General features: G+C 33.9%; 27 protein-coding genes, 1 pseudogene and 1 riboswitch. Of the genes and pseudogenes, 13 read left to right on the plus strand and 15 right to left on the minus strand.

What is annotated here, in order from left to right; all coding sequences use genetic code 11:
• Positions 1-42: 42 nt before the first annotated feature.
• Both HMPREF3239_RS03865 and HMPREF3239_RS03870 read right to left on the minus strand, forming a co-directional pair.
• A complete protein-coding gene (locus HMPREF3239_RS03865; RefSeq protein WP_070854774.1) occupies positions 43-672 on the minus strand; it encodes a cell surface protein in 630 nt (209 codons plus the stop codon).
• A 197-nt stretch (positions 673-869) separates the two neighbouring features.
• Entirely contained in the window at positions 870-1,301 is a 432-nt protein-coding gene (locus HMPREF3239_RS03870; protein WP_176747943.1) for a hypothetical protein, read from the minus strand.
• 141 nt (positions 1,302-1,442) lie between these two features.
• A riboswitch (SAM riboswitch) is annotated at positions 1,443-1,549 on the plus strand.
• A 111-nt stretch (positions 1,550-1,660) separates the two neighbouring features.
• On the opposite strand from HMPREF3239_RS03870, the gene HMPREF3239_RS03875 reads away from it, so the two are divergent.
• Positions 1,661-2,476, plus strand: a complete 816-nt coding sequence (locus HMPREF3239_RS03875; protein WP_070854776.1) for a MetQ/NlpA family ABC transporter substrate-binding protein — start codon at positions 1,661-1,663, stop codon at positions 2,474-2,476.
• A 267-nt stretch (positions 2,477-2,743) separates the two neighbouring features.
• Positions 2,744-4,081: an aspartate aminotransferase family protein gene (locus tag HMPREF3239_RS03880; protein ID WP_070854777.1), complete on the plus strand. Its 1,338-nt coding sequence runs from the start codon at positions 2,744-2,746 to the stop codon at positions 4,079-4,081.
• 68 nt (positions 4,082-4,149) lie between these two features.
• On the opposite strand, the gene HMPREF3239_RS03885 is transcribed toward HMPREF3239_RS03880, so the two are convergent.
• Positions 4,150-5,601: an APC family permease gene (locus tag HMPREF3239_RS03885; RefSeq protein WP_070854778.1), complete on the minus strand. Its 1,452-nt coding sequence runs from the start codon at positions 5,599-5,601 to the stop codon at positions 4,150-4,152.
• A 739-nt stretch (positions 5,602-6,340) separates the two neighbouring features.
• Between HMPREF3239_RS03885 and alsS the strand changes: the two genes are divergently transcribed.
• From alsS to HMPREF3239_RS03900, 3 genes are all read left to right on the plus strand, one after another.
• Positions 6,341-8,005 (plus strand): acetolactate synthase AlsS, encoded by a 1,665-nt coding sequence (gene alsS, locus HMPREF3239_RS03890; RefSeq protein ID WP_070854779.1) that lies wholly within the window; start codon positions 6,341-6,343, stop codon positions 8,003-8,005.
• 34 nt (positions 8,006-8,039) lie between these two features.
• Entirely contained in the window at positions 8,040-8,744 is a 705-nt protein-coding gene (gene budA, locus HMPREF3239_RS03895) for an acetolactate decarboxylase (protein ID WP_053028893.1), read from the plus strand.
• A gap of 256 nt (positions 8,745-9,000) precedes the next feature.
• The gene (locus HMPREF3239_RS03900) at positions 9,001-9,936 is read left to right on the plus strand and encodes a zinc ribbon domain-containing protein (RefSeq protein ID WP_239469302.1); all 936 of its coding nucleotides are present in this window, start codon (positions 9,001-9,003) and stop codon (positions 9,934-9,936) included.
• Here HMPREF3239_RS03900 and HMPREF3239_RS03905 read toward each other — a convergent pair.
• Positions 9,900-10,181: pseudogene (locus HMPREF3239_RS03905) on the minus strand (CocE/NonD family hydrolase C-terminal non-catalytic domain-containing protein); the annotation flags it as partial. The gene HMPREF3239_RS03900 and the pseudogene HMPREF3239_RS03905 overlap by 37 nt on opposite strands.
• A 62-nt stretch (positions 10,182-10,243) precedes the next feature.
• Here HMPREF3239_RS03905 and HMPREF3239_RS03910 point away from each other — a divergent pair.
• The 4 genes from HMPREF3239_RS03910 to HMPREF3239_RS03925 all read left to right on the plus strand — a co-directional run bounded on the left by HMPREF3239_RS03910 (position 10,244) and on the right by HMPREF3239_RS03925 (position 13,215).
• On the plus strand, positions 10,244-10,837 hold the full coding sequence (locus HMPREF3239_RS03910) for a TetR/AcrR family transcriptional regulator (RefSeq protein WP_070854781.1): 594 nt from the start codon (positions 10,244-10,246) through the stop codon (positions 10,835-10,837).
• A gap of 578 nt (positions 10,838-11,415) precedes the next feature.
• Positions 11,416-11,937, plus strand: coding sequence for a hypothetical protein (locus HMPREF3239_RS12595; protein WP_239469303.1), 522 nt, complete (start codon positions 11,416-11,418; stop codon positions 11,935-11,937).
• Positions 11,934-12,437, plus strand: a complete 504-nt coding sequence (locus HMPREF3239_RS03920) for a hypothetical protein (RefSeq protein ID WP_070854782.1) — start codon at positions 11,934-11,936, stop codon at positions 12,435-12,437. Before HMPREF3239_RS12595 ends, HMPREF3239_RS03920 begins: the two co-directional genes overlap by 4 nt.
• 61 nt (positions 12,438-12,498) lie before the next feature.
• A complete protein-coding gene (locus HMPREF3239_RS03925) occupies positions 12,499-13,215 on the plus strand; it encodes an epoxyqueuosine reductase QueH (RefSeq protein WP_070854783.1) in 717 nt (238 codons plus the stop codon).
• A gap of 52 nt (positions 13,216-13,267) precedes the next feature.
• On the opposite strand, the gene HMPREF3239_RS03930 is transcribed toward HMPREF3239_RS03925, so the two are convergent.
• Positions 13,268-13,558 (minus strand): hypothetical protein, encoded by a 291-nt coding sequence (locus HMPREF3239_RS03930; protein ID WP_070854784.1) that lies wholly within the window; start codon positions 13,556-13,558, stop codon positions 13,268-13,270.
• 81 nt (positions 13,559-13,639) lie between these two features.
• Complete coding sequence (locus HMPREF3239_RS03935) at positions 13,640-14,707, minus strand: quinone-dependent dihydroorotate dehydrogenase (RefSeq protein ID WP_070854785.1); 1,068 nt, start codon at positions 14,705-14,707, stop codon at positions 13,640-13,642.
• 225 nt (positions 14,708-14,932) lie between these two features.
• Here HMPREF3239_RS03935 and HMPREF3239_RS03940 point away from each other — a divergent pair, with 225 nt between their 5' ends.
• Complete coding sequence (locus tag HMPREF3239_RS03940; protein WP_070854786.1) at positions 14,933-15,787, plus strand: fructosamine kinase family protein; 855 nt, start codon at positions 14,933-14,935, stop codon at positions 15,785-15,787.
• A gap of 50 nt (positions 15,788-15,837) precedes the next feature.
• On the opposite strand, the gene HMPREF3239_RS03945 is transcribed toward HMPREF3239_RS03940, so the two are convergent.
• The 6 genes from HMPREF3239_RS03945 to HMPREF3239_RS03970 form a co-directional block, all read right to left on the minus strand.
• A complete protein-coding gene (locus HMPREF3239_RS03945) occupies positions 15,838-16,785 on the minus strand; it encodes an amidohydrolase family protein (RefSeq protein ID WP_070854787.1) in 948 nt (315 codons plus the stop codon).
• Positions 16,786-16,791: 6 nt separating this feature from the next.
• Positions 16,792-17,424 carry a nuclear transport factor 2 family protein gene (locus HMPREF3239_RS03950; protein ID WP_070854788.1) on the minus strand — a complete coding sequence of 211 codons (633 nt, stop codon included), beginning with the start codon at positions 17,422-17,424 and terminating at the stop codon, positions 16,792-16,794.
• A 25-nt stretch (positions 17,425-17,449) separates the two neighbouring features.
• A complete protein-coding gene (locus tag HMPREF3239_RS03955; RefSeq protein WP_070854790.1) occupies positions 17,450-18,286 on the minus strand; it encodes an alpha/beta fold hydrolase in 837 nt (278 codons plus the stop codon).
• An 80-nt stretch (positions 18,287-18,366) separates the two neighbouring features.
• The gene (locus tag HMPREF3239_RS03960; RefSeq protein WP_070854792.1) at positions 18,367-19,314 is read right to left on the minus strand and encodes an amidohydrolase family protein; all 948 of its coding nucleotides are present in this window, start codon (positions 19,312-19,314) and stop codon (positions 18,367-18,369) included.
• A 226-nt stretch (positions 19,315-19,540) separates the two neighbouring features.
• The gene (locus tag HMPREF3239_RS03965; RefSeq protein WP_070854793.1) at positions 19,541-20,245 is read right to left on the minus strand and encodes an SDR family NAD(P)-dependent oxidoreductase; all 705 of its coding nucleotides are present in this window, start codon (positions 20,243-20,245) and stop codon (positions 19,541-19,543) included.
• Positions 20,245-20,802: a TetR/AcrR family transcriptional regulator gene (locus HMPREF3239_RS03970; RefSeq protein WP_070854795.1), complete on the minus strand. Its 558-nt coding sequence runs from the start codon at positions 20,800-20,802 to the stop codon at positions 20,245-20,247. The genes HMPREF3239_RS03965 and HMPREF3239_RS03970 overlap by 1 nt, the downstream gene beginning before the upstream one ends.
• Before the next feature lie 123 nt (positions 20,803-20,925).
• On the opposite strand from HMPREF3239_RS03970, the gene HMPREF3239_RS03975 reads away from it, so the two are divergent.
• From HMPREF3239_RS03975 to HMPREF3239_RS03985, 3 genes are read left to right on the plus strand one after another with little or no spacing between them, the layout of a single operon-like run.
• A complete protein-coding gene (locus HMPREF3239_RS03975; RefSeq protein WP_053016373.1) occupies positions 20,926-21,225 on the plus strand; it encodes a DUF2316 family protein in 300 nt (99 codons plus the stop codon).
• A 12-nt stretch (positions 21,226-21,237) separates the two neighbouring features.
• Positions 21,238-22,056, plus strand: coding sequence for an NmrA/HSCARG family protein (locus HMPREF3239_RS03980; RefSeq protein ID WP_070854798.1), 819 nt, complete (start codon positions 21,238-21,240; stop codon positions 22,054-22,056).
• 25 nt (positions 22,057-22,081) lie between these two features.
• The gene (locus HMPREF3239_RS03985; protein WP_053016375.1) at positions 22,082-22,459 is read left to right on the plus strand and encodes a VOC family protein; all 378 of its coding nucleotides are present in this window, start codon (positions 22,082-22,084) and stop codon (positions 22,457-22,459) included.
• A 91-nt stretch (positions 22,460-22,550) separates the two neighbouring features.
• On the opposite strand, the gene HMPREF3239_RS12760 is transcribed toward HMPREF3239_RS03985, so the two are convergent.
• The 3 genes from HMPREF3239_RS12760 to HMPREF3239_RS12610 are packed head-to-tail and all read right to left on the minus strand — an operon-like array spanning position 22,551 to position 23,838.
• Entirely contained in the window at positions 22,551-23,369 is an 819-nt protein-coding gene (locus HMPREF3239_RS12760; RefSeq protein ID WP_070854800.1) for a DMT family transporter, read from the minus strand.
• A 44-nt stretch (positions 23,370-23,413) separates the two neighbouring features.
• The gene (locus HMPREF3239_RS03995; RefSeq protein WP_239469304.1) at positions 23,414-23,722 is read right to left on the minus strand and encodes an NUDIX domain-containing protein; all 309 of its coding nucleotides are present in this window, start codon (positions 23,720-23,722) and stop codon (positions 23,414-23,416) included.
• The gene (locus HMPREF3239_RS12610; RefSeq protein WP_256323736.1) at positions 23,713-23,838 is read right to left on the minus strand and encodes a hypothetical protein; all 126 of its coding nucleotides are present in this window, start codon (positions 23,836-23,838) and stop codon (positions 23,713-23,715) included. Before HMPREF3239_RS12610 ends, HMPREF3239_RS03995 begins: the two co-directional genes overlap by 10 nt.
• Between the last annotated feature and the right edge of the window lie 282 nt (positions 23,839-24,120).

The raw sequence follows: 24,120 nt of genomic DNA on the forward strand, positions 1-24,120 counted from the left end.
ACGACGAATTTAAAAGAATTCTGTCCCACTCCCGTGTTTTTTCTATGAGATTTTTTTATGAGATTGTTTAGCTATTAACGCACCGCCTAGTAATAAGAAAATGCTACCTAATAATTGAGTGGATTGTTCACTGTCTGAATGACCAGTTTCAGGTAATGAAGATTGATCATCTGTACTATGATGGTTTTCTTGCTTTTGATCTGATTGAGACGATGGTACTTCATTAGATTTAACGTTACCAACATAGTAAGTATTTAATTCACGTGCACAATCTACGGAATTGACTTTTGTCGCTGCTTCTTGTCGGTCATCTAATTCAGCGGCATTCGCAATACCGTGTTCAACATATGTTTCTCCACTTTGAAGTCGATTGAAGTTACTGTATCTATCATTTTTATATTCGACTTGGCCATTTTTATAAACTTTATAGACACCTATACCAGCATTTGCCTTATTGTGGCTTTCAATTTTGAAATAGTCCCCTTTATCAATTGCTTTGTCAAAGTTTTGTAAATCTGGATTACCACCACTATTTGATAATGCTTCCGAAGCAATTTCTTGTGCATTGCCCTTCGTCACTACATCAGCTGCGAGTGCATGTTGTCCGTTAAACGCAGATAATATTACCGTACTTGTTAAAAGTGTTGACGCAAATAGAGAAACCTTCACCACAATGAAAACCCCATTTCATTATTTATCTTTTACAACATTAGTGTAACACTCAGATTTAATTAAAATAGGGGATTAAAGTAAACCATATTGAAACTTTAAATTAGCTTAAAGAACGGCGTATTTGTAAAGTTAAATTTACAATAGTAATGTTTTAATGACTATAAGCGATTGTTTATATAACATGCATAGTTATCAACTTACCATTTCTTTTTAGAAAAATAAGGAATCGACCATGCCATCAATAAAGTGAATATCAAGTGTGCGATCATCCATAAGGCATACTCTACCCAATTAAATTGGAACAGTGTACGTTCAGCTAACGTAATAAGTAATGGGTATAAGATTAGAAAAATAATCATTAATAAGAGATAACTTAATTTGTATAAAGGTTTGAATAACAGATAAATGATTAGAAACGTTATGTAAATACAAAATCCAATAATGATATGAATTGAAAGTTCTAAAATAAGTGGTGTCTTATTAGGATCTGCGATGAAATCAATGTTGATTAATAGCAAAGTAAGGTGTGTCGTATGCATCACCACATCCATGACAAACATGATAAGTAATAATAAAATACTAATGAACAATGCACTAAGTAAGTGATAGCTGTAACGTAACATAATCATCAACCCTTCGAATGTGTTTAACAAGCTATTCCCTACAGTAAAACAACTTACACATTTTAAAAATTTAGAATATTCAAAAAATGATATTGACCCAAGCTTGATCCAATGCTAATATAATATCAATTCAATAAAACTTGTTAACTCTTATCAAGAGTGGTGGAGGGATGTGCCCTGAGAAGCCCAGCAACCGTCGTGTAACGAAATGGTGCTAATTCACATAAAGTAGACAATACTTTAAGAGATAAGAGAAAGTGTATCGATACTTTCTCTTAAATAATAGAAAGTATTTTTTTATGTCTTCTAACTATTTAAGAGTTGAAGTGTAGTTGAATCATTTTAAAAAAGAGGTGTCGATATACATGAGAAAATGGTTAAGTATGATCAGTATTTTAGTTTTAATTATCGTGTTAGCAGGATGTGGCAAAGATAAAGAGGATGATAAGACAATCACAGTTGCTGCTTCACCTGCACCCCATGGAGATGTATTGAAGAAAGCTAAAGAACAATTAAAGAAAAAAGGTTATGATCTAGAAGTTAAAGAGGTTAATGATTATAAAGTACCAAATAAATTATTAGATAAAGGCGATGTAGATGCTAACTTCTTCCAACACGTACCGTATCTAAAAGCTGAGAAGAAAAGTCATGGCTATAAAATAGAAGAATTAGGTAAAGTATTCACAACGCCAATGGGTGTCTATAGTAAAAAATATAAACATTTGAAAGACATTCCTGAAGGATCAACGATCTATGTTTCAAATAACCCTGCAGAGGAAGGACGATTTTTATCTTTCTTTGTAGATGAAGGTCTGATTAAGTTGAAAAAAGGTGTCAAAATTGAAGACGCCAAGTTTGAAGATATTGCAGAAAACAAAAAGAATTTAAAATTTAATCATCAACAAGGTGCTGAGTTTTTACCTAAAACATATAAAAACGGTGAAGGTGCAGCAGTCATTATGAATTCTAACTATGCTATTGATAATGGTTTAAAACCGTCTAAAGATGCAATTGTAATGGAAGGTAAATCATCACCATTTGCCAACATTATCGCAGTTCAAGAAGGACATAAAAATGATAAGAAGTTCCAAGAATTATTAAAAGTCATGCAATCTAAAGAAATTAAAGACTATATTCAAAAAGAATATGGAGACGATGTCATTCCTTACGAAAGTAAATAATCCTACAAGCAAAGCAAAATGGGAGCGGACGACGAATTTAAAAGAATTCTGTTCCGCTCCCTCATTTTTTTAATAAATATTTATCATCAAAAATACTAAAAATAGCAAATTATAATTATTTTGATTATTCAGAAAATATTTACAAATCTGATAATTATTAGTAAGATATTGAATATTATCAATGAAACATTGTTTATTAAGATGGCCGGAGACTTTTCAAAGAGAGGGATGTAAAAGGGATGGTCGACTATGGGAGGATGAGTCAATATGAGTAAAGCAGAGGAATTAATACAAGAAGATGGGAAGTACTTTGCGGCATCAGGAAGAATTAAATATTACCCATTAGCCATTGATCATGGTTATGGTGCGACACTCGTAGATGTGGATGGTAAAGAATACATTGATTTATTAGCAAGCGCGAGCTCGCAAAATGTAGGGCATGCACCTAAACCGGTAATTGAAGCGATTCAGAAACAAGCTGAGAAATTGATTCATTATACACCTGCATATATGTATCATGAACCAGCAGTGAAATTATCTAAGAAACTATGTGATATTGCGCCAGGTGATTATGAAAAACGTGTGACGTTTGGATTGAGTGGATCTGACGCCAATGATGGCATTATTAAATTTGCGAGAGCGTATACTGGTAGACCGTATATCATTAGTTTTACGAATGCCTATCATGGTTCAACATTTGGGTCACTATCGATGTCAGCCATTAGCTTAAATATGCGCAAGCATTATGGTCCTTTATTAAATGGCTTTTATCATATTCCGTTTCCAGATAAGTATAGAGGTATGTATGAACAACCTAATCCTAATACAGTAGAAGCGTATCTTGCACCACTTAAAGAAATGTTCGCCAAATATGTGCCAGCAGAAGAAGTTGCATGTATTGTCGTAGAAACGATTCAAGGTGATGGTGGTTTGCTAGAGCCAGTAGAGGGTTACTTTGAGGCGTTAGAATCATTATGTCGTGAACATGGCATTTTAATTGCTGTAGATGATATCCAACAAGGACTAGGGCGCACAGGTACATGGAGTTCAATTGATCACTTTAATTTCACACCGGATTTAATCACATTTGGCAAATCATTAGCTGGTGGGTTACCGATGTCTGCGATTGTTGGTCGCAAAGAAATCATTGAAACGCTTGAAGCACCGGCGCATCTATTTACCACTGGTGCCAATCCTGTAAGTTGTGAAGCGGCTTTAGCAACATTGAAAATGATTGAAGATGAGGCATTACTAACTGCTAGCTCGGAAAAAGGCGCCTATGTACGCAACCGAATGGACAAATGGGTTGATAACTATCAATTTGTCGGAGATGTACGTGGTAAAGGTTTATCTATTGGCGTTGATATAGTGTCAGATAAACAAATGAAAACGAGAGCCTCAGAAGAAGCGCTAAAGATATGTAATTATTGCTTTGATCATGGTCTTGTACTGATTGCAGTAGCTGGCAATGTGCTTCGTTTCCAGCCACCATTAGTCATTACGTATGAACAATTAGACTATGCGTTAGATACGATAGAAGATGCGTTACAAGCATTACAAGATGGACAATTAGACAACTATAATATAGATGGACAAGGATGGTAATACATCAAGAAAAGGTAGCGAGACAATGGCATCATTGTCTCGCTACCTTTTCAATTTATTTGATGATATTAATCTTTCGGTACGATGTACTCTTCTTCTTCATTTTTCTTAGAATGTCGAACACCATAACTTAAATAGATGATGATACCAACGACAAACCAAATTAAAGTATATAGTTTAGCGTCGAAGCTTAATCCCCAGAATACAAGTAATACTAAAATGAATGTAATAATTGGTAGTACTGGGAAGAACGGTACTTTAAATGACGGTACGGGTAAATCTTTACCTTCACGTTTTCTTAGTCGATACATTGCAAGAGATACAAACATGAATGCAACTAATGTTCCGGCAGAAATAAGTTGTGCTAAGAATGCGAATGGGAACATTGAACCAATTAATACACCAATAATAGTAAGTATTAAAAGTGCTCTGTTTGGTAAGTGCTTATGGTTTAATTTAGATAACCATGATGGTAATAAACCATCACGACCGAATGAATAAAGTAAACGTGATCCTGCTAACATCATACCAATTAAAGCGGTGAACATACCTATTACTGAAATTGCTTGAATGACAGCCGCGATAATGCCATGACCACTTTGACGAAGTGCCCAACCTACAGGCTCTGCATTGCCAGCATATTTAGAGTAATGGAACATACCTACTAATACTAATGCTACACCTACGAATAACACAAGTGCTACAGCTAATGAACCAAGAATACCACGTGGCATGGTTCTTTGCGGATTGATTGCTTCTGCAGAGTTAGCTGCAATAGAGTCAAAGCCGATATAAGCTAAAAATATCATTGAAACCCCAGCATAAATACCTTGCCAACCACCGAAATCACCATTTTCAGTGACTTTATGTTCTGGGATAAATGGTACATAATTGGATGCTTGAATGGCTGTTAAACCTACGATAATGAATAATACAATTGCTAATACTTTTAAGATAACTAAGATGTTCTCAATACGTGCAGTCTCAGTCATACCACGTGATAAAATAATTGCAGTAATAATGATAACTACAGCCGCGATAATGTCTATGACGCCACCATCAGCGCCAAACGGATTGGATAATGCTTTAGGCAATACAATACCTAAAGGGGAAATAAGTCCTCTTAAATTTGCTGAGAATCCGGATGCTACAAAGGCAACGGCAATAAAGTACTCAGCTAAAAGTGCCCAACCTGCTACCCAACCTGAAAATTCGCCAAATAAAACGTTAATCCAAGAATACGCAGAACCAGCGAAAGGCATAGTTGATGCCATTTCAGCATATGAGAAGGCAACTAAACCTGCTACAATTGCTGCTAATAAGAATGATAACGCAACGGCAGGACCTGCATGTTCAGCTGCAACAACACCAGGTAATGTGAATATTGCAGTTGATACAATTGTACCAACACCTAATGCAAGAAAATCTCGAACACGTAATGTACGTTTCAAGTGCCCATCTTTATTTTGATAGATTGTGGGATCTTCTTTTCGAGTTAAATTTTTGAAAAAACTGGCCATAATCATGAACCTCCACTTACTTAATAAAATGAGTTATAAGATTAGCTTGTTAGCTCTAGAATATTTATTATCTTAGCATAAAACTTTATATTTTTGTCTAAAATTTCTGAAAATTTTAAGTTTTCTTACTTCTCATAAAATGACAGAGTATAACAAGGAAATTTTAAATGATAGATTTGATTATAACAGATTAAAAAGAAATAAAAACAACTAAAAAGAGTAAAATTATACTTAAAATATAAAAAGTGGTCTTTTAGCTGAGAATATTATGCTAAAAACTTAGAATAAGTCAAGTAATTAGACCTATTTTTAGCTGCTTTTTACTAAAAAATTAAACTTTGTTGACCTATTCCATTATGGAATAGGTTCTATCGAAAATATGTATTTTATTAATAGTTACGCACATACTATAATGAGTCATGTAATAAAGTTACATCATATTCAAATGCTTCTATTATGTGTAATAAATCCATCCCCTTATATTGTATCAACGCTTAAGTGTTGAACTTTATGATTTGTTACACCTCTTGACATAAATAGAAGACTCCCATCTCGCATTTGAATATGCATCCCTAACTGAGATTACTAGCAACAATGAAATAATGAAGTAACTTTAAATATAAAGAAGCCACAACTCATGTAACTAAGTCTTTCCCTCTTTTTCCCTTAAAAATAGACATGTATGTGGCTTCTTTTTAATATTAAAAAATAATTGGACTTTGAAAGGATATGAATTTAGATGACTAAAGAAAACTACTCTGCTGCAGATATGGTCATTGATACTTTAAAAAATAATAATGTGGATTATGTATTTGGTATTCCGGGAGCAAAAATCGATTATCTCTTTAACGCACTTGAAGATGATGGTCCAGAACTTATTGTGACACGCCATGAACAAAATGCTGCTATGATGGCGCAAGGAATCGGACGTTTAACTGGTAAACCAGGTGTGGCATTAGTTACAAGTGGCCCAGGCGTGAGTAACTTAACAACTGGATTATTAACTGCTACATCAGAAGGAGATCCAGTGTTGGCTATCGGTGGCCAAGTTAAACGTAATGACTTATTACGTATGACACATCAAGCAGTAGATAATGCTTCTCTTTTAAGATCATCTACAAAATATAGCGCAGAAGTACAAGATCCTGAGTCTCTTTCTGAAGTAATGACAAACGCTATCCGTACAGCGACTTCAGGTAAAAATGGTGCAAGTTTTATCAGTATTCCGCAAGATGTTATCGAATCACCTGTAACATCTAAAGCAATTGATTTATGTGAACAACCACAATTAGGTGTTCCAAATTTAGAAGACATTCAAGATGTAATTAAAGCGATAAAACATGCTAAATTCCCAGTGTTGCTAGTAGGTATGAGAAGTTCAAGTGAGAAAGAAACAGAAGCCATTCGTCAATTAGTTGCGAAAACAAATTTACCAGTTGTTGAAACATTCCAAGGTGCAGGTGTGCTTAACCGTGAGTTAGAAAATCACTTCTTCGGACGTGTAGGATTATTCCGTAACCAAGTGGGTGACGAATTATTAAGAAAAGCTGATTTAGTCGTTACAATAGGCTATGATCCAATTGAATATGAAGCAAGTAACTGGAACAAAGAACTTGAAACAGAAATCATTGTTATTGATGAAGTACAAGCCGAAATTACAAACTTCTTACGTCCTAAAAAAGAATTAATTGGTAATATTGTAGGTACGATTCAATTATTATCTGAGAATGTGCATGAACCAATCATTAATCAAAGTCGTTTAGATGACTTAGAACGTTTAAGAGCAGATGTTATTGAAGCAACAGGTATTAAATACACTCATGAAGATGGTGTGATGCATCCATTAGAAATTATTGAAACAATGCAAAACACATTAACTGACGATACTACAGTTACTGTTGATGTGGGTAGTCATTATATTTGGATGGCACGTAAATTTAGAAGTTATAACCCAAGACACTTATTATTTAGTAATGGTATGCAAACACTTGGTGTTGCTTTACCTTGGGCAATTGCAGCTGCGCTAGTACGTCCAAATACTCAAGTTGTGTCAGTAGCAGGAGATGGAGGTTTCTTATTCTCAGGTCAAGATTTAGAAACAGCCGTACGTAAAAAATTAAACATCATCCAATTAATTTGGAATGATGGTAAATATAATATGGTAGAATTCCAAGAAGAAATGAAATATAAACGTTCAGCTGGTGTTGAATTTGGACCAGTTGATTATGTGAAATATGCTGAATCATTTGGTGCTAAAGGGTTACGTGTTACTAGCCAAGCAGAATTAGAAGCAGCATTAAAAGAAGGCTATGAAACTGATGGCCCAGTATTAATTGATATTCCAGTTAATTATAAAGATAATATCAAGTTATCAACAAATGTATTACCAGATTCTTTAAATTAATTTTTAGATAAACAAACTTAGGAGTGAATATTCAATGAGTCACGTATTATATCAACATGGTACGTTAGGTACATTAATGGCAGGTCTATTAGAAGGAACTGCATCTATCAATGAACTATTAGAACATGGTGATTCAGGGCTAGCGACATTAACTGGTTCTAATGGTGAGGTTATCTTTTTAAATGGTGAAGCATTTCATGCCAATGAACATAAAGAATTTAAGAAATTGAATGGCGATGAAATGACACCATACGCAACGATTACACGTTTTGAAGCAGACCAATCTTATCAAACCTCAGATAAGGATTCTGAAAACGTATTAAATGAAGTTAAGGAACATATGTTAAGTGATAATCTATTTTCTGCAGTGAAAATAAGTGGCACATTTAAAAAAATGCATGTACGTATGATGCCTAAACAAGAGCCACCGTATACTAGATTGATTGATTCAGCACGTAGACAACCAGAGGAAACACGTGAAGATATTAAGGGAACAATCATTGGTTTCTTCACACCTGAGTTATTCCATGGTATTGGGTCTGCTGGTTTTCATATTCATTTCGCTAATGATGATCGCAACTTTGGCGGCCATGTATTAGATTTTGAAGTGGATGATGTCACAGTGGAAATTCAAAACTTTGAAACATTTGAACAACACTTCCCAATCAATAATAAAACATTTACAGAAACAGAAATTGATTATGCGGATGTTGATGCAGAAATTAGAGAAGCTGAGTAACTAATAATCATACCTAAAAGAGTCCGGGACATAAATAATATAATGAAGCTATTTTGCAAATTCGCAGTAGCTGACTGAACTGAAAATGCACTTAAATCAAGCTTTTTTCAGTTCTAGTCATCCTTGCGGGGGTGGGACGACGAATTTAAAAAGAATTCTGTCCCGCTCCCTTTTTAATTTATAAAATATAATATATGACACAATATAAAATAATGGTATAATGACTTAGAATTTTATATTTATGGAGGTAGCCCTAATGCAATGTCCAAATTGTGGTCAGACATATCAACCAGGAGATCAATATTGCGGTAGTTGTGGTAAGAAATTAAATGATTCAACGCTCCAATCAACGCAATCAACAACAGAATCAGTCAATTCGGAGATTCAATCTGCAACGCATTCTAAAACAGTTAAACAAGAAGGTTTCAATGAAACACAACGTGATAATGCGTATGAACATGGTGAATTTGCACATAGATATATGTCTTATGAACACCGTTATGCTGAAGGTCCATTCACACTGAAAGTGAAAACAACATTTAATGAAAGTAAGTCATTTTTTAAACAAGCATTTACTGCTCATGATGCTGTAATTAAAGGGGAACATTCATTTAGCCATACGTTACTTGCTTCATTAGTCGTTATTGGTTTGATTATATTGGGAATGTTTTTACACATATTTTCAGCAAGTTTATTTGATGGTTATTTTGTTGATACTGCAACAATTATCTTGAAATACGTATTAACAATCCTGTTAGCGCTTGTGTTTTTACTTGTCGTAACATTTGGCGTTATTCGCTTAATGATCGTAGAACGTATTTTATTTAAAAAGGTATTATCAGATTATATATTGATCAATACACTGTCAGTCAGTGTGCTATTTTTAGGACTTGTTGTGTTTTTCCTTGAGTTCTATATTTTCAGTGGTATATTGATTGCGTTCTCTACGATTTTACTTATAACATCATCAATATACTTAATTTCGAAATATAGTGTGAATCATACACTGCGTATAGCGAGTTTTTATGGCATCATGATTTTCTTTGTCATTATAGCCTTCGCCATGCATTTGTTCGGATCAACGCTTGTTCATCATTATGATGATTTAGGTATTGAGATAGGGAATGTATTTAATGTTTGTTTTACTTTAAATAATTATTCAATTACAGGAATGATTAAGTGTGAATCATAATTGTCGCCAGTATATACAAGATGACGACCTTTGTTTACTGTATCTTCATGTTCATAGCGTGTTTTCATATTAGGTAAAGGTGTGCTATTATCTTTGATAACTTCGTTACCTTTAATAACAACTACTAAAGATTCACCTTTTTTAAATAATGTTCCTGATGGTAATAATTCTATTTCAACTGGCACGATTTCATTTGGGTTAACTTTTTGTTCGTGTTCATGTGTATGCCATGGTTGGGTAATTGTACGAAAACCAACAAAGTCGGTATAATTGTACAAAAACAAACATGTAAAGTGAGGTCTATAAAATGACTCAAGATCGTAGAATTAGGAAATCACAACAAGCGATTAAAAAGGCATTTATCAATTTATTACATAAGTATGATTTCAATGACGTTACTGTACAACAAATTACTGATTTAGCTGATATTAATCGCGGTACGTTTTATACGCATTACTTAGATAAATACGATTTGCTAGACAAAATGGAAGACGAACACGTAGATGTAGTGCGTACGTTTATTAAAGAAAGCAAACAAAGTAGTGGCGGGAAGTTCTCAACAGAGGATTTAAGACACATCATGGAATTTCTGATTGCACATATTGAGGATAATATAGCATTTTATCAATTAATGTTCAAAATAGGGACAGCGTCTAAATTGCATGAAAAATTATATGGCTTGCTAACGAACTATTTAAATAGTTTTACAAATACACAGGGTGATATTAGTGGTATTCCATTTTCTTATTTTATGAGTTATGTATCAGGTGCAGGACTATCATTCTTAAGACATTGGGTTGAGGATGGTAACCGTATCCCTAAAGAAGATTTAATTCAATATTTTTACGATATTGTTAATAATGGTCCAGCTACAATAATACAAAGAGAGATTAATAAATAATGTATGGCTTCTAATTACTGATATTAGTGATTAGGAGCTTTTTCAATTTAAAAAGATTTTTATAGATTGTTGAATTAAACATATATTATTGAGTTTTATATCATAGCATACGATGTATAATGAAACGCATAAAAATGAGGGAACCTATTACGTTGTTATGTATCTCTAACTCTATAAATCCAATTGGGAGAGAGGGGGAGAGCATGATGACAATAGATATAACGGTTCATCTCCCATTAAATGACATTCTATGTATCTTGGGTTATATAATTATTTTAATATTTGAAATAAAGTATAAAAAATAACGTTTTCTTAAGTCACAATTAAGAAAACGTTAGCCCAATAATAGAAATTGGAGATACATATTGGCTTACCTATAAGTCAGTAATATGTCCTTTATTTTTACACCTAGTTCCAAATCTCAAACGATCTAGGTGTTTTTTATTACAATTATTGTAGCATAACACTTGATGTTAAGCAATCTAAATAGAATCTTTGTGTCGTCTATATTTGACATATGCAGAAATGTCGTTTATATTTTACATATACCGTAATTAATAATCTTGAGGTGATCAAAGATGACCAATTTTCGAGATAAAACGATTAATCGACTCATCGGCGTAATGACTGAACGTGATGAGCGAGAAAAAGAAATGCTATACACACATGTTACGACAACTTTTGTTATTACTTATTTTGGCTTGCTTATATTAGCTTTCATTAGTTTAATCAATGATTATGTTGTGCAGCATGTTAATATACCAACCATTGGTGTATTCATTTTGTTCTTTATTGTGAATATAGTCTTATCGATAGGTATTCGAAAACATCATTTAGATGAAAATCGAGTTTATACTAAAGAAGCCTATCAAAGGGTGTTAAAAAAGCATAAGTTAAGTTGTTTACTCGGTGGTATCATGTTCGGTGTCATTATGAGTTTACTTAATTTAATGCGATTATATTTTTCTGATCAAAAGATTGAATTAGGATTTTTTATAACGATTAATTTGATGGCATCTTTAATTTTCGGTTTAGTCAGTTATTTTGCTGGTAAGCGTAAAATTGTTAAGGCATACAATGAAGGGGCGTATAAAGAATGAATAAATTTAGTAATGCGTTATTCAATTGGTTTACACAAAATCCTACAGGTCGAGATGAGCGTGAACAAGGTGTCCTTGAACATAAATTAGCGGTTATGTTTTTAATAACCTATATATTAATAGTTATTTTAGGTACAGTTAGTTTGATTATAGATATGATGAGAGAAACAGTAAGCTTCGGAACGGTGTGCTTATTAGTATTAAGTGTTATTTTAACATTTGCCTCTCTATGGATTAATAGAAGAAATCGTTTAGATGAGTTAAAAGCGACTTCTGCAGAAGCGTATAAATATTGGGTGAAGAAACTTGCATTAAAATGCGCGTTTTTAGTTGTTTATTTTGCAGTGATGATGTTTATTATTACTGGCGTTATCTTTCCGTATATTTTTAATGACGGGTTTGACTTTAAAGCGCAATTCATCCGATGTGTCATCTCTGGCGTGCTATTCGGAGGTGTCATGTTTATTTATTACATGATGATGTTGAAAAAAGAATATTAACGATGATTCGGCTCCTTAAGTATTATATAATAAATTTATATAATATTTAAGGAGTCATTTTATGTTAAACGCGGATCCAATTATTGCTAAAATGAAAAATCAAAAAATCAACTATGATCGAGTACTGAAAAAATTAATTCTTCAATGGGAAAGGGAAGGATTGAGACCTAAAATATTGCTACATAGTTGTTGTGCGCCATGTAGCACATACACGTTAGAATATTTAACAGAGTATGCTGATGTGGCGATTTACTTTGCTAATCCTAACATCCATCCTAAAAATGAATATTTAAGACGTGCTAAGGTTCAAGAACAATTCGTTAAAGATTTTAATGAGAAGACTGGAAAGCAAGTGAAATATATTGAAGCGGAATATAAGCCGCATGAATTTATGAAAATGGCGAAATCGCGTGGACTTACTGAAGAACCAGAAGGTGGCTTACGTTGTACTGCATGTTTTGAGATGCGTTTAGAGCTTGTTGCTGAAGCTGCTGTGAAATACGGCTATGATTACTTTGGTAGTGCCCTTACATTATCCCCTAAAAAGAATGCGCAATTAATTAACGAGTTAGGGATGGAAGTGCAACATTTATATGATGTGAACTATTTACCAAGTGACTTTAAAAAGAATAAAGGATATGAACGTTCAATAGAAATGTGTAATGACTATCACATTTTTAGACAATGCTATTGTGGATGTGTCTTTGCTGCGATGGCACAAGGGATAGATTTCAAACAAATCAATCAAGAAGCGAAAGATTTTTTACAACAATTTTAATTAAAATGACTCCTAATTTGAAGTTGAAGCATTTCAAATTAGGAGTCTTGTTTTATAATGTTCGATTAATAAACCGTATAATAGCTAAGACGGCAATCACAAATGCAGAAAGCAAACCTGCAATTTTTAATCCTTTTTTTTGTTTCTCAGGTTCTGGATCTTCATTTTCCATCATTTCAAGCAACTCGCGTTCGATTTCAAGATCAAGTGCGGTCTTCTTTTCGCCATTATAGCCAATGCTATTATCATCATTTGATGATTGATGATTCGGTTTAGATGATTGCGTTTGGTTTTTAGACGCTTGGTCTGCATTGTGTTTAGTATCTTTATCTTCTGCAGTCATACGCATACCCCTCCGGTAAACTAGTTATCTTTGGCTTTAGTATAGTACTTTTTAAAATTAAGTAAAGCTATATCACCATTATTATTTGGCATCTAAACCAATGATTTCACTTACATTGTTGTATCGATGTTGTTTTAAATATGCAGCGATGTCTTTATTAATCTTCTTAGTTAATCTAGGACCTTCGATAACTAATGACGAATAAATTTGAACGAGAGAGGCACCATTTCGCATCATTTGAATGGCATCTTTAGCACTAAATATACCGCCTGTGCCGATAATTAAGAATTCACCTTTAGTTTGTTGGTATGCCCATTTCACTAATTCTAAATTTCTTTTGAAAAGGGGACGCCCACTTAAGCCACCGTCTTCTACTTTATTCGCAGATGTTAAACCATCACGTTGTCGTGTTGTATTCGCTAGAATCATACCATCAAATGTTTCAGTAATCGCTGGTAAAATCGTTTTAAATCCATCAAGCTCTAAATCAGAAGTTAATTTTAAGAAAATAGGGACATTTACTTCTGTATGCGCTTTGAAATCTTTTAATGCTTTGCATAACATTGAAAACTCATCTTTATCATGGAAACTTTGTAAGTTCTCAGTGTTTGGTGAACTAATATTAACTGTAAAGAAGGATACATCTGCTTTAAACGTATCAATCACTTTAATGTAATCTTGATAGCGATCGTTGTATGGCGTCGTTTTGTTTACACCAACGTTTAAGCCAACAGGAATTGTGTATGAATGGCGACGTAAATTCCATAACGCACGGTTCATACCAATATTGTTAAAGCCCATACGGTTAATTAAGGCATTATCTTCTACTAGACGATACATACGTGGTTTCGGATTGCCATCTTGAGGTTTTGGAGTAATACCACCTAATTCAAGTGCACCGAAGCCAACATTTTCAAGTGCTTTAGGGACTTCACAAGATTTGTCAAAGCCTGCAGCTAAGCCGATTGGATTATTAAATGTAATACCTTTGATTGTTTGCGTTAATGATGGGTCTTCATAATTAAATAGTTTATGCATCACAGGTAATAAGAAAGCACGCTTCTGTGCGAGTTTCAAAGCGTCGATCGTCATACCGTGTGCTTTTTCAGGGTCAAATTTAAATAATAGTGGTTTAATTAGTTTATACATAATAATGCTCCTATTTCATTGTATTTGAGGCTTACTATCCTCATTTAATATCATTGAAAAAACATTCCCCTCTAAGACTAGCATGTTCAACAATAATTGCATAGTTAATTTAAAGACTGTTTGAAAATTTGCCTTAACTAAAATCGATATAAGGACATACGATTAGTTAACACATTTTCAGGAAATATAATATAGTAAGAAGATGTATGCGAAGGAGGATTCATCATGAAGAAAGATTGGCAAGCACAGCTACCATTAGACCAAATCAGTGATATTTCACCAGTCAGTGGTGGAGATGTCAATGAGGCATTCAAAGTAACGACTACAGATGATGTGTATTTCTTGTTAGTTCAGCGTAATCGAGATAAGTCATTCTATGCAGCTGAAATTGCTGGACTCAATGCATTTGAACACGCAGGTATAACGGCACCACGTGTCATTGATAGTGGTGAAATCAATGGGGATGCTTTCTTGATATTAAGTTATTTAGATGAAGGAACAAATGGTAGCCAACGTGAATTAGGACAATTAGTAGCAAAAATGCATAGCCAGCAACAACAAGATGGTCAATTTGGATTCGATTTACCACATGAGGGTGGAGATATTTCATTTGATAATTCATGGTCAGAGTCATGGGTTGAAATCTTTGTCGAACGTCGTATGGATCACTTGAGAGATGAACTGATGCGTAAAGGGTTATGGAATGCCGAAGATAATAAAGTATATGAACAAGTCCGTACTGTGATGGTAAATGAATTAGAGGATCATCACAGCAAACCATCGTTGTTACATGGAGATTTATGGGGTGGCAATTACATGTTTTTAACGGATGGACGTCCAGCGCTATTCGACCCGGCTCCGTTCTATGGAGATAGAGAGTTTGATTTAGGTATTACGACGGTATTCGGTGGCTTTACCCAAGCATTCTATGATGAATATGAGAAACATTATCCTTTGGGAAAAGGTGCACGTAAACGTTTAGAATTTTATAGATTATATTTATTTATGGTTCATTTACTTAAATTTGGTGGAATGTACGCAAGTAGCGTGAACCGATCAATGGATGAAATATTAGCATAGAAAAAAATTATGGAGGCATAGGTATCAATGTACCTGTGCCTCCGTAATTTTTAATCTTCTTTAATTGTTTTTAATAATTGTTTGCCGTTATCATATAACATTTTTTCAAGTTCATGTCGTGAGATGAATTCAGTTGTTTCCAATTCATCTGCTAATATTGTAACGACTTGATCTGTTGTATACGGAGCATCTGAACCATATACAATTTTATTCATATCTACACTTTGAGCAATATTTGGAAGCTGATAAGGTAAGACTTTTCCAGCTAAATCAAAGTATAACTCTTTCATAACTTGTTCTAAATCATCAGGTTGACGCTCACTTCCAAACATCTTATTACCCATTGCAACACGTTGCGCAATGACAGGAAGTAATGCACCACAATGTGGAATAATCCACTTAATATTTGGATATTTGCTAAACACATTATTTTGGCTCATATAAATGACTGTGCGTGTGGTATCAAAGATGAATTCCATTAATGGTGCAGGAACAACGTCGCTCATTGCTTCGATATTCGGCTTAGGTTCATTCGGATGAAGTGCAACAACGGCATGACGCTCATCTAATTTAGCTAAGACTTTATCTAGGCGGTCATCACCAATATAAATACCTCGTGCATTTGTAGGCAAGGTGAAACCTAAAGCACCTTGTTGATCTAATGCGGTATCAATCGTGGCGATACTTTCTTCAACCAATGGTAGTGGTAACGTCGCAAAGAAACCTAATTGCTCTGGATATTTGTGTGTAAATTCAGATGCATACGCATTGACTTCTTTAGCTAAGTCAATCATTTCTTCATCTGGCGCCACACTGATATGTGGGCTCGAAATAGATAGCACACCATATTCAATGTCCATACGTGTCATTAATGCTAAATAACCTTCAGGTGAGAACTTCGGTGTTGCTACGCCATCACCTTTGCCGTCGAAATAATCATCTAGAAATTTCGAGAATCCAGGTGATATATAATGTGCATGTAAATCAATTTTCTTCATATTTTATTACGCTTCTTTCTCTTTTTCTTTAAAAGTTAGCCAATCATCAATTTCAGCATAATAGGCATTGACTTCGTTCGGTCTATCAATACCTTGTAGCTCACTATTCACATCATAGCCAATGGCATTTAATGCATAAGATAAGCAAGCATAGCTTGGACGATAATCTGCAAAGTCACCCTTTGGCAAATTAATCGTCGTTGGTTTAACCGGTGTTAAGCTATCTTTCTCGTATATACATTCAAGACGTGTAATATACCAAACGCCTTGTTTATCTTGTTCGAGACAATATACTAATTTGGCATCTGATTGTAATTCCATTTCAACATTTTGAATAGAAAGGCGTGTTTGAATGGTCGCTTGCATAATTGCTACAGCACGTGTGTCATTAATCCAAACTTGGGAATTATGGATTTGATGAGGGGCATAGCGATTCATTGCTTTAGATGAAGCGACAAACTCACTACCATTACCTTTAAACCATGAAATATTGATATAAGAATTATTTGCGAAACATGTTTCCATGCTTTCCCATAGGGCATTATCACGACAGAAACGTTCAAATTGAATGAGCTCAAGAATATCTTCTTTAGCTAGTAACGTTTCATTCGTATAAGGTTTATTTCTCGTGAAAAGCACTAAAATGACACTCCTTTAATTCAAATTAATCCCACATTTCAAGTAATACGTTAGCGAAACCTTCAGGTTCTTGAACGTATCCTAAGTGACCCCCTGGAATGTCGATGATGTTGATACCAGTTTCTTCAGAAATGAAGAAGTTAACTTCTTGAGGGAATGAACCTTTTGAAGCTGTACCATTTAATAAAGTAATGATGTCTTTATGTTTTTTGAAATCATCAATTGAAATATCAGATTCTGTATATTGACGAATTTCATATTTGAACCAACCTAACATTTCATCGAAACGTTTTTTACTGTCAGCATCATTTTCAGCTTGAGCTGGTTTTGACATGTATTGTTGATCTAATTTACTTATTTGTAATGTTTCGCCAAATAATTTCATTGCTTGAGGCATACCTTCATTAATCGCTATATCAATGATTTCAGCGTTTTTATCTTGCCAATATGTCGCATCTGGTAAAAATGTGTTAATTGGTGGTTCGTGGAATGCGATTTTTTTTACGACATCAGGATGTTCTTTTAAAACGTGCATTGCTACGATTGAACCTGAACTTGAACCTAATACGTAAACGGGTTCATCACTTAGTGATTTCGCTAATTCAGCGATATCTTGTGCGTCACGTTTAACACGGTAACGACTATCTGGATTAATTGCTTCTTCAGGAAGTGGTTCAGTTAATTCACTTTGACCATAGCCGCGGCGATCTACAGCGACAACTGTGAATTTATCTTTTAATTGTTGTGCAAGTGGCATGAAGATATCTCCAGTTCCGTTTGCACCAGGGATGAAGATGATAACAGGACCATTGCCCACTTTGTGATAACGTAATTTAGCGCCTTGTAATTCTAATGTTTCCATTTATAAAACCTCCGATAAAAATTAATTTTAAGATAAAATATTGAATCGATATGATTTAAGCTTAGATTGTATTAACCCAATTATTTATCTAAGCCTAATAATTTAGCACCATTGGTATAACTTATTTTCTCTTGTTCTTCTTCAGTTAAACCTAGTTCGCTTAAGAATGTTCCTAGTTGCTCTGGCTCTACATATGGATAATCCGCTGAATATAAGATTCTATCAATACCGACTTCTGCTTTGACTAAATCAAATTGTGGTTTCGTTAACATACCACTTGGTGTAATGTAGAAATTATTTTTGAAATAATGACTAATTGGATGTTGTAGGTGATCTGCAAATAAAATGGCATCCATTCGTTCTAAGAAGAATGGTACAAATTCGCCCCAGTGTCCAATAATAATATTTAAGTTTGGATGACGATCAAATATACCTGAAAGTACTAAATGAATTGCATGAATACCTACATCAACATGCCAACCATAACCGAAACAAGCGAATGTAGCTGCTGTTACATCTGGATAGTTCCCTTTGTAGTACGCTTGATACACGTCACTTTGTACTGGAGATGGATGTAAATAGATCAGCGCGTTTAATGCTTCCGCGGCGGCGAATAATGGTTCGTATGCATCTTGATCAAGGAAACCGTTTTTAGGGTGTCCCATAATTAAGGCACCTTTGAACCCTAAGTCATTGATACAACGTTTAAATTCTTCAACTGTTGCCTCTGGTTCATTAATTGGTAACGTCGCAAACCCAACAAATCGATCTGGATATTTTTCAATATATTCTGCTAATGTATCATTCGTTTTTTTACATAAATCAATTGCGCGTTGTCCTTCTAAGTTTGATGGCGCACCATTACCATAGGATAATACTTGCATTTCAACATCATGTTTATCCATAAATTCAATACGTTTGTCGTGGTGTGATATTTCATCTGCATCTGTGAAACCAGATTTTTGTTCAAGACCTTCAAGCATTGTTTTCATTGGCACGCCCTTAGGGTCAGCGGACATATGTTTCATTGTTTCCTTTTGAATTTCTTCTACAACATAATGTTCTTCAAAGTTAATGGGAGTGGGACAGAATTCTTTTGAATTCGTTGTCCGACCCCCGCAAGGGTGACTAGAACTGAGAAAAGCTTGATTTAAGCGCCTTTTCAGTTCAGTCAGCTACTGCGAATTTGCTAAATAGCATTATTATATTATTTATGCCCCAAACTGCTCCTAAAATTTAAATAATTATTCAAAATTACCAAGGCATAGTGCCATTGCCATCAATAAAGGTACCTGTAGGGCCATCTGTATCAATAGTTGCAAGTTGAACAATAGGGATGATGCCTTCAGATGCAGGTTTAGAATTGTTACTAAAATCTCCAACTAAATCCGTGTTGGTTGAACCTGGATCTGCAGCATTGATTTGCATATGCGGTAATCCCTTCGCATATTGTACGGTCAACATCGTTACGGCAGATTTTGATGAACAATAAGCTAATGAATTCACTTTAGATTCTTGTGTATCAGGGTTTGTTACCATGCCGAATGAACCTAAACCACTACTTACATTGACTACAACAGGTTGTTCAGATTGTTCAAGAAGTGGTATGAAGGTGTTCATCATACGTACGATACTAAAGACGTTTGTGTTATACACTTTCTCCACGTCTTCAACAGTTAAATCAGCAGGTTTAGCGAAACCACCAGAGATGCCTGCATTATTGACTAATACGTCTAAACGACCTTCTTTATTTTCAATGGTTTTATAAGCATTTTGAACTGAAGCGTCATCGGTAACATCTAGTTGCACATAATCTATGCCAAGTGCTTCAGCAGCTTTTTGACCGCGTGCTTCATCACGAGAACCAATATAAACTTTATGTCCTTGTTCCTTTAGTGCTTTCGCAGTTTCAAAGCCTAACCCTTTGTTGCCGCCAGTGATTAACGTGATTCTTTCCATTATTTCGTCACCTCTGTAGGTAAATATAGTTTGATTAAATTATTTCTAAATGTTTCATTAGAAAGTTGTCGTTCGTTTTTTTGAAATTCAAAGGTCTCAGTTGTTAAAGATTTTAATAGCATATCTGTTTTAAATATTGCCCAAGATTCGTCTGTATAATCATTAAATAAATCAAAGTAATATTGATTCAAATGTTTGAAGAAGTCACTTTCACGGAACAACTGGGCATTATCTTTACCTTCAATACAATGTAATAAACCACTATTATCCGTTTTAAATTTTAAAAATATATCCAGCGAATGGGCCATGATATCAGTTTTAGATGCATAGTGTGATTTGATTTCTAGCATTTGTGTCATAATGTCATCGAAGTCATGTTCGATAATGCGATAGCATAGGTCACTTTTATCTTTGAAGTGACGATAGAGTGTACCCATACCAATATTCAATTCCTTAGAAATTCTATTCATACTTACATATTCAACGCCTTCGGAATTAAATAATTCTAGTGCTTTGTCTTCAATACGTTGTCGATTCTTTAATGCATCCTTACGCATCATATCACCTCTTAAATAGATTTCGTTGACAAACGGATAACTGTCCGCTTATTATAAATCTTGTTAATGATGAATACAAATATAAAGGGTTAATTAATTTATTTTTTGAAAAGAGGGGTAAATATGTCATTAAATAAACATCAAAGACACGTGACGAGTGAAGAGTTGAAAGCACATTTCCATGAATCAACATTAAGTATTGAAAATATTGCTCAAGAAATGAATATTTCTATTGAAGAAGTGGAAAGGGTATTAGACATGGATGCCCCAAATGGTTTCTTTGGCAATAAATTGCAAACATTTATACACTTAGTGTGGGATGTTCGTGATTTAATCAATGACAACATTAGACAAAACGGTGCTCAACCTGAAGATTATACGTATTTAAAAGGTGAAAAAGAAGATTATTGGTTTTTACAATAGGAGAGATAAATAATGAGTAAAAGTATATTAGTTATTGGTGCTACAGGAAAACAAGGTAATGCTGTGGTAAAACAATTATTAGAAGATGGTTGGCATGTTCGTGCTTTTACACGTAATCAACATAATGAAACGTTGACTTCAATCGGTAATGACCATTTAGAGATATTTGAAGGCGATTTAAGTCATCAAGATAGCTTAACAAAGGCTATGGAAGGTCAATATGGTGTTTATAGTGTTCAACCTATTATTGTAGACAATGTAGAAGAAGAATTACGACAAGGTAAGATGATAATTAAAACGGCGGAACAACAAAATATCGAATATGTTGTTTATAGTACTGCGGGTGGTGTCAATCGTGATCGTACAGGTCCACATTTCGAAGCCTTGGCTGATATTGAAAATGAACTTAAAGACAGTACATTGAATTACACTATCATCAAGCCTTCGTTCTTTATGGATAACTTCTTAAGAATTACTAAAGTAGAGAATGGCGAAATTGTAATTCCTGAATTTATCGATAGAGATGTTAAATTTGCGATGATTTCTTCAATCGATATCGCTAAAATTGCTGCCAATGTGTTTACGAATACTGACAAATATAACCACCAAGCGATTGAAATCGCTTCTGATGAACTTACATTAAAAGAAGTTGTAAAAACATTTGCTACGGTGACAGGTAAACCTACAGAAATTAAAGGGTCATTTTCAAGTGGCACGGCTGAACGTGGTTGGCTAGAAGAAAAAGGGTATGTGATTGATTTTAATCAAATGGATGAGATCAATCCCGGTCGTTTAACGTTAGAACAATGGATTAATGAAGTGAACTTTTAATTTTTTTAAAATGAGGGGGAAGACTATGACTCAGTCAATGTGGTTTAATTTACATGTCGAAGATTTAGAACGTAGCGAGCAATTTTACAAAAATTTAGGGTTTGAGATTAATAAAAATCCAGATATGCTAGACAAAATGGTTGGTATTAAAATCGGACAAACGATTATGATTTTAATTGAAAATAACCATTTTGAAAAAGTGACGCATGAATCAGTTTCAAAACAACCTAATGAAGTCATCATATCTTTAGGTGTAAAAACGACTGATGAAGTGGATGAGTTAATGCATAAAGTGGAAGTGCTAGGCGGTAAAGTGATTGATGAGCCTGGGACTTATCAAGGATATTACGGTGCAACTTTTGCAGACCCAGATGGACATAAATATAATTTCTTAGTTTGTTAGTTCAATTAATTTTATAAAATACGCTAATTAATATACGCCCCAAAGTTAGAATGAGATCTAATGTTGGGGCGCATTTTTAATGAAAAAGTGATCATGAAGACGTTTTTTTATCTTTATATAGATTCATATAAATGATAGAAATAATGATTAAAATCGCACCGGTTATGAATTTAGGTGTTAATGGTAAAGGGAAAAACGGGAAAGAAAATATAAACACAAATATAGGATTGAGGGTTCTTATAATATTCGCTTCACGAAACGAAATGTATTTCAAGCCTTCATAAAATAATAAAAGTCCTATTACACCACTGCACAAAGCAGAAAGTAAAATAGAGAACAAACCTATGCCTATATGTATGGTATGTAAATGATTAGTCACAATTAATATGATACCTAGCAACAAAGTAGAAGTCGCCTGATTGTATAGTAAGATGGTTTTAGAATCAATGTCTTTAACGGTCTTTTTAGCTAACATATTCGTTAGCGCAAAAAAGAATGTATAAGATAGGGCGGCAATCACACCTAATATACTGTTAAAATCACCTGAAAAATGAGTAATCAAGAATGAACCTATAACAGCAAAAATTATAGGAAGGGTATCGTGTTTGCACAACGTTTCATTTAGAAAGAGAACTGAAAGAAACAACGCAAATATAATATAAAATCTTCCTAATAATCCAACACTAACTGGATCTAACAAACTTAAACTTACATATTGGAGTAAAATACCTGTTGTATTAGTAATACCTAAGAGCCATATAGATTTGTTATGATAGATTTTTATTTTACTTTTATCGAATAATACAGTGATTAATAATATTAAAGTTGAAAACAAAGCATTAAAAAAACTTGCTTGAATAGGTGATAAATCAGTGAGTGAAAATTTGTTTAATATTGGGGTTAAAGACATGATTGCTACGGAAATAATATTAAATAAATACCCTTTTTTTTACCTTATTCATGGTATGCTCCTAAGTATTTAAAGATTTCTTCATATAATCCATCTTGAAATGATAATAAATTTTTGTCTAATGGTTCTTTCGTAAGTATTCTTTCAGTAGTTTCTGAATATTTCGGTATATCTTTAAAATAGCTTACTTCAGCTTTTGTAATTGTAGTGGTATGGCCATTTGGTAGTATATAGTAACCTAAATAGTCTATATCATTTTCAGTGATGACAGCGCCAGACTCTTCATAAGCTTCTCTGATAGCTGTCTCATTCATCGTTTCATTATGGTTTACCTTACCTCCTGTTAATCCCATGCTCTTTTTTTATTTTTAACAAAAACAAGATGTCCTTGATAGGTTAAAACAATTAAAACAGAATCATATTTTGTAACTGTCTTATTAAATTGAAGATTGATTTGGTCTATGTTCATTTTCTTGAACCTCCTTTATAAAGTAATCTATAACTCACACTAATCAATGGATAAATATTATTTTATATTTATATAATAATAAAATTAATTATAATCCTTTTTCATTGAGAATGAAACTTTTCTAAAATAAAGAGTTGTGACAATTCGATCTATATATAGACATATTTATGTAAATATACTAGCAATATGTGAAAGTAAACGAGTTAAATAAGTAGTTATTCGAGAGATAATGAAACGTAGTTTAGCGACTGAGGGAGTTAGAACGATTGATGAACGTAAGTG

It is taken from the genome of Staphylococcus sp. HMSC34C02 (genome assembly GCF_001838705.1).
In the GTDB taxonomy this organism is placed as follows: Bacteria; Bacillota; Bacilli; order Staphylococcales; family Staphylococcaceae; genus Staphylococcus; species Staphylococcus borealis.